A 6,000-nucleotide genomic window follows, 5' to 3' on the forward strand; every position below is an offset into this window, starting at 1 on the left:
CGGCAGGCTGTCCCGGGCGGAGGCGTGCGGTCGTGGCGACGGCGCTGAATGGGGCGCGGACGGGGTGGGAACATGGCCAAGAAGCATCACAAGGGTCTGGGCTTCGGGATCGACATCGGCGGGTCCGGGATCAAGGGCGCGCCGGTCGAGCCGGACACGGGCAGGTTCGCCGACGAGCGGCTGCGCATCCCGACCCCCCATCCCGCGACGCCCGATGCCGTCGCCGACGTGGTCGGGCAGGTGCTCGACCACTTCAGCTGGGACGGCCGGTTCGGCTGCACCTTCCCCGCGGTCGTCCAGCACGGCGTGGTGCGGACGGCGGCCAACGTCGACGATCGTTGGATCGGCGTCGATGCGCACGACCTGTTCCGGTCCAAGACCGGGCGCAAGGCGCTGGTCGTCAACGACGCCGACGCCGCAGGCCTCGCCGAGGTGCGCTTCGGCGCCGCCCACGATCACTCCGGTGTGGTGCTGGTCAGCACGCTGGGCACCGGGATCGGCTCGGCGCTCGTCGTGGGGGGCGCCCTGTGGCCCAACGCCGAGCTCGGGCATCTGGAGATCGACGGGTACGACGCCGAGTCCCGCGCCGCCGACTCCGCGCGCGAACGCGATGGCCTCGACTGGGAGGAATGGGCGCAGCGGCTGACCCGCTACTACTCCCGCGTCGAAGCCCTGCTGTGGCCCGACCTGATCGTCGTCGGCGGCGGGGTGAGCAAGAAGGCGGCGAAGTGGCTGCCGCATGTGCACATCCGCACCCCGATCGTCCCGGCGGCGCTGCTGAACGACGCCGGGATCATCGGCGCCGCGCTGCTGGCCGCCGGACACTGACACCTCGCTCGCCGACCGCGCGACCCGGCCGGGTCACAATGCCGGATGCTCGACGAGCACGAACCGGGCCCCGGCGGGATCGGCCAGCAACGCCCGCCGCCGCCCGTGCCAGGGGCCCGGCGGCTCCACGACGACACCGCCGTGGCGCACCACGGTCTCGACGGCGGGGTCGATCCGGCGCACCGCGAACCGGGGAAGCCACCGGGACACCGGGTCCTCCGCGGTGCTGGCCAGCAGCTCGGCCACCTGCCTGCGGCCAGTCAGGAAGACGGTCTGTCCGAAGCGCTCCACCACCCGCCAGCCGAGCACCGCGGGGTAGAAGGCGTGGATGCCGGCGGGCCGGCGCGAGTGCAGCTCGACCCCGGCGAAACCACCGTGCGCCCCGGCCGCGGGCGATACCGCCCCCGGCGGGGACTCGACGACGGCGAGCACGGCCTCGGCCGGGTCGGCGAGCACCCCGACCCGGCCGCCGCCGGGGACCTCGAGCGGCTCCTGCAGCACCGTGCCGCCGGATTCGCATGCCGCCGCCAGCGTCGCGGTGATCGACTCGACCTCCACGAACACCTCCCAGGCCGGCGGCGCCGAGGAACGCAGGGCGACATCACCGGACATCAGGCCGGCCACATCGCGGTCCCCGTTGCGCGCGACGCGGTAGTCGCCCAGCGGGGTCCAGGCCAGGTTGTAGGTCCAGCCGAGCACGCAGCCGTAGAACCGCGCGGCCGGTTCGACGTCGGCGGTCATCAGATCCAGCCATGCGACAGCACCGGGGGCCGGGGCGCGCTGGTGGACCATCGCCGTCCTCCCGGGAAGACCGGGTCGGATGTTCACTGTCGCCCACCCGGGGACGGTGCCGCTAGAGCCCGGAGGCACCAACCGGATGAACTGCGCCGAATGCCTATCCCGACCCCGGATCAGGCGGTCAATCTGCCCTCTCTGCCCACCACCATGGCTGCTCGTTGCACACCGCAGCGGGCATTGCTGCACTGGTCCTGTACCACTCAGCCATCCCCAGTCCGGAGGGACGAGATGCACATCGAGCAGACCCGCTCCCCGGGCGGGCGGTTCGCCCATCTCGATCACGACCAGCTGCGCAGGCTCGTCGGGATGGTCGAGCACGATCCGGCCGGTGACCCCTTCCCCGTCACCGGCTGGGACGCCGTCGTCTGGGTCGTCGGCAACGCCACTCAGGCCGCGCACTTCTACCGCACCGCCTTCGGCATGGAGCTCGTCGCCTATTCCGGGCCGGAGACCGGAAACCGCGACCACAAGGCCTTCGTGCTGCAGAGCGGGGCGGTCCGGTTCGTGCTCACCGGCGGGGTCGACCCGGCGAGCCCGCTGCTGGACCGGCACCGCCGGCACGGTGACGGCATCGCCGACATCGCCCTCGAGGTCCCCGACGTCGACCGCGCCGTCGCCCACGCCCGGGCCACCGGCGCGACGATCCTCGACGAGCCGCACGACGTCGCCGACGCCCACGGCACCGTCCGCCTCGCCGCGCTCGCCGCCTACGGCGACACCTGGCACACCCTCGTCGACCGGTCCCGCTATCGGGGCCCCTATCTGCCCGGCTTCGTCGCCTGCACCGATGCGCGCAGGCCTCGGCTGTTCCAGGCCCTCGACCACGTCGTCGGCAACGTCGCGCTCGGGCAGATGGACCGCTGGGTCGAGTTCTACAACCGGGTCATGGGCTTCACCAACATGGCCGAGTTCATCGGCGACGACATCGCCACCGAGTACTCCGCGCTGATGAGCAAGGTGGTGGCCAACGGGAACCACCAGGTGAAGTTCCCGCTCAACGAGCCGGCCCTCGGCAAGAAGCGCTCGCAGATCGACGAGTACCTGCAGTTCCACGACGGGCCCGGCGTCCAGCATCTGGCGCTGGCCACCGGTGACATCCTGGGCTCGGTCGACGCGATGCGGGCCGCGGGCGTCGAGTTCCTCGACACCCCCGCCTCCTACTACACCGACCCGGCGCTGCGCGCCCGGATCGGCGAGGTCCGGGCCCCCATCGAGGAGCTGGCCTCGCGCGGCATCCTGGTCGACCGCGACGAGGACGGCTATCTGCTGCAGATCTTCACCCGACCGCTGGGCGACCGGCCGACGGTGTTCTTCGAGCTCATCGAGCGGCACGGTTCGCTGGGCTTCGGGAAGGGCAACTTCCAGGCACTGTTCGAGGCGATCGAGCGCGAGCAGGAGCGCCGCGGCAACTTCTAGCCCTGGTTCGTGCCCTCGGCAGGAGTGGTCGTGTTCGCGGGGCGCCGTCCCTGTTGAATCATGTGCGATCGTCGGCTCGCCAGGTGAGGATGCGGCCAGTCGTTCCGCCCGAGCGCGCGAACTCACCGGGGAACACCCGCAGGTACCACGGCTGCAGGCGCAGTATCCCGAACGCCGGCGACGTCGGGCCGTCCTTCCGAGCCAAACGCCGGCGCCACCTCGTCCAGCCCGGCCACCGTGGCGTACTCCTCCGATCGCACCTGCCACTCCTTCTCCTCGTGCCGATCCCGTCTCGCCTCGAAGGCGACCCGGATCCGCCGACGCTACGTGTCGAGCTCCTCGACAGGGCGCGTCACCGACTCCGCGGAGGTGGAGCAGCTGCTGGCGGGTTGACCGGCGTCGCGCCGACCACCAGCCGCGGGACGAGTGGCCAGACCCGCACGCGAGCGGCGTGCCCGCATCCTGTTCTGACACCTCGGAGCTGCCGGGTCACGGCAGGGCATGACCCCCGCTCATGACCTCCGGCACATGGCCGCGGCGGCGCCGGCGGCGACGCTCCCTCGCGACCGTCGACCGCCCGAAGTGGCTGGCCCGACCGACGTGCACGCGATCGTGATGGCCACGAACATGACCGTCGCGATGGCGCTGTGGATGCGCATCCGGCGCCACTCGTGGCCGCGGATCGCGGAGATGTCCGCCGCGATGTCCCTGCCGTTCCTGGCGCTGCTGGTTCCCGGGGTGAAGATCCTCGCCGCCACCGGCCGGTTCAACCTCTACACGGTCGCGGCGCAGCGCCGTCCCGTGCCGCTGACCGGCGGGCTGGACCTCGTCCCCGACCTCACGTTCGACGAGCATGCCGCCCACGTCACGGGCATCGCGGCGTTGTCCACGGTGCCGGCGCTGCCGGATGTCGGCGAGCCCAGCACCGTCCCCGTCACCGACTGGCTACGCATCCAGGCCGCCCGCGGCACGCAGCTGCTGCCCGTGTGCAACGGGGCCGGGATGCTCGCCTCCGCCGGGCTGCTCGACGGCCGCCCGGCCACCGCCCACTGGCTACGGCACGCTGCACATGGTCGAGCGGCTGGCCGGCCCGACGGTCACCGCCGACGCCGCGGCCGCGGTGGGCTGGCAGTACTACCGCACCGACCCGCCGGTGACCACCGGGGCCGGCGTGCCGGACCCGGTCGCGATCATCAATGCCGGCTACCGCTGGGACCCGCCGACACTCGGCGTGCTGCTCACCGACGGCGTCGGCGAGATCGAGCTGGCCTCGGCGTTCGACGCGCACGGCCAGCCCCTCGCCGCCCGCACGCTGGCCGGGCCCCCGACCGCCCTCCCGGTCGTCCTCGTCGTCCTGCTGGGCGCGGCCGCCGTACTGGAGCACGCGGGAGCGGCACGGACCACCGCGATGAACGAGCAGATGATCGAGCAGTGGGTGCAGTACACGCACCTGGACAAGCTGTACAGCTACCTGCCCGGGATGGCCGAAGCACTGCCCGCCGTGTTCGGCGCGCTGGATGTGGCTCACCCCCGTCCCGGTGCACGAGGACAGAGTCGCCCAGTTTCCGCCCTGGCGGGTCAGGTCTCGATCGTCGGCAGCGTCATCGAGCTTCTGACAGCCGACCAGCGGTCGGCGGGCATGATCGCGAGCTACCGCAAGAGCTGAGGAGAGCACCATGACGGGCATCGTTCACATCACTGGCGACTGAAGGTACCCGCTCGGCCCAGCAGCCCGATGAGGGTGGCGGTGGAGCGGTCGAGCCCAGCAAGGAAACGGAAACTCTCCGAAGGAGAACACCATGGGAATCATCAAATCCGGCCTGTTCATCTCGCTCGACGGCGTCGTGGAGTCGCCGGACTCATGGCACTTCCCGTACTTCAACGACGAGATGGGGGCGGCCGTCGGCGCGATGATGGCCGGTAACGACGCCCTGCTGATCGGGCGCAAGACCTATGAGGAGTTCGCGAGCTACTGGCCCACCGCCGACCCCGACGACCCGACCACCGCGCAGATGAACGGCACCCGGAAATACGTCGTGTCGACCACGCTCACCGACCCGACCTGGGAGAACTCCACCGTCGTCAGCGGTGACGTGAAGACCGAGATCGCCAAACTCAAGCAGGACCAGCAGCTCGGCATGACCGGCAGCGGGACGCTCGTCCGCTGGCTGCTCGAACAGGGCCTGCTCGACGAACTCCACCTGCTGGTGCACCCGCTGGTGGTCGGCAGGGGCAAGAAGCTGTTCGACGACGGCACGCAGGTGCCGCTGCAGCTGCTGTCGTCCACCACCTTCAGCACGGGCGTCCTGCACCTGGTCTACGCCCGCGCGGCCGAGTAGCACACCGACCCGCAGCGCCGCCGAGCCGACCGGGCCCGGCGGCTGCACTCCCGTGGCTTTGTCGCGTGAGGTGTGGACCGGACTACGGCTCGGTGTTCCACCTCGTGCGCGGCTCAGGCCGCGATCGCAGCCCCGTCGAGCGGGTGACGGCGTCGCTCGAGACGGCGCCGGATCGATATGAGGAGCAAAGGACATGACCCACGACGAGCAGGGTGACGAGGTGGATCTGCACGCGGCGTTCGGCAGGCGGGGCTGCCACGACGACCGAGCCGACGGAGTTTCTGGAGGCCGCGGACCGGAGCCTGTCACGATTCCCGTGTAAGCTACGGGTGACTGACGTTGTTATTCTCTCACAGTGGGAGTCGTCCAGGGAAGAGGACGACCAGTGTATTTAGAGCCGTTTTCCAGCCCCAGGTACCGGTTCCGGATTCACCTCCCCTCTTGCTGGAGATGTTCCGCAGGCCCAGGTAAATGAGCTTCATCGCGGCCTCGTCGGACGGGAAGTGTCCGCGAGTCTTGGTGATTTTCCGTAGTTGGAAGTTGATGGACTCGATGGCGTTGGTGGTGTAGACGACGCGACGCAGTTCCGGCGGGTAGTCCAGGAACGGAATGAAGTCAT

At 70.6% G+C, this 6,000-nt stretch carries 6 protein-coding genes; 4 read left to right on the top strand and 2 right to left on the bottom strand.

What is annotated here, in order from left to right:
- Positions 1 to 72: 72 nt before the first annotated feature.
- Complete coding sequence (ppgK, locus tag G567_RS0122840) at positions 73 to 828, top strand: polyphosphate--glucose phosphotransferase (RefSeq protein WP_028931784.1); 756 nt, start codon at positions 73 to 75, stop codon at positions 826 to 828.
- Positions 829 to 861: 33 nt separating this feature from the next.
- On the opposite strand, the gene G567_RS32465 is transcribed toward ppgK, so the two are convergent.
- The gene (locus G567_RS32465; protein WP_051233444.1) at positions 862 to 1,620 is read right to left on the bottom strand and encodes a VOC family protein; all 759 of its coding nucleotides are present in this window, start codon (positions 1,618 to 1,620) and stop codon (positions 862 to 864) included.
- Between the two features lie 234 nt (positions 1,621 to 1,854).
- Between G567_RS32465 and hppD the strand changes: the two genes are divergently transcribed.
- From hppD to G567_RS0122865, 3 genes are all read left to right on the top strand, one after another.
- Positions 1,855 to 3,042, top strand: coding sequence for a 4-hydroxyphenylpyruvate dioxygenase (hppD, locus tag G567_RS0122850; RefSeq protein ID WP_028931785.1), 1,188 nt, complete (start codon positions 1,855 to 1,857; stop codon positions 3,040 to 3,042).
- A gap of 1,069 nt (positions 3,043 to 4,111) precedes the next feature.
- The gene (locus tag G567_RS32475; RefSeq protein ID WP_028931787.1) at positions 4,112 to 4,708 is read left to right on the top strand and encodes a hypothetical protein; all 597 of its coding nucleotides are present in this window, start codon (positions 4,112 to 4,114) and stop codon (positions 4,706 to 4,708) included.
- 133 nt (positions 4,709 to 4,841) lie between these two features.
- Positions 4,842 to 5,381: a dihydrofolate reductase family protein gene (locus G567_RS0122865; protein ID WP_028931788.1), complete on the top strand. Its 540-nt coding sequence runs from the start codon at positions 4,842 to 4,844 to the stop codon at positions 5,379 to 5,381.
- Between the two features lie 350 nt (positions 5,382 to 5,731).
- On the opposite strand, the gene G567_RS33580 is transcribed toward G567_RS0122865, so the two are convergent.
- Positions 5,732 to 6,000 (bottom strand): transposase (locus G567_RS33580; protein ID WP_161631743.1); only part of this gene is annotated, 269 nt, incomplete at its 5' end.

The organism is Pseudonocardia asaccharolytica DSM 44247 = NBRC 16224, from assembly GCF_000423625.1.
Taxonomy (GTDB): Bacteria; Actinomycetota; Actinomycetes; order Mycobacteriales; family Pseudonocardiaceae; genus Pseudonocardia; species Pseudonocardia asaccharolytica.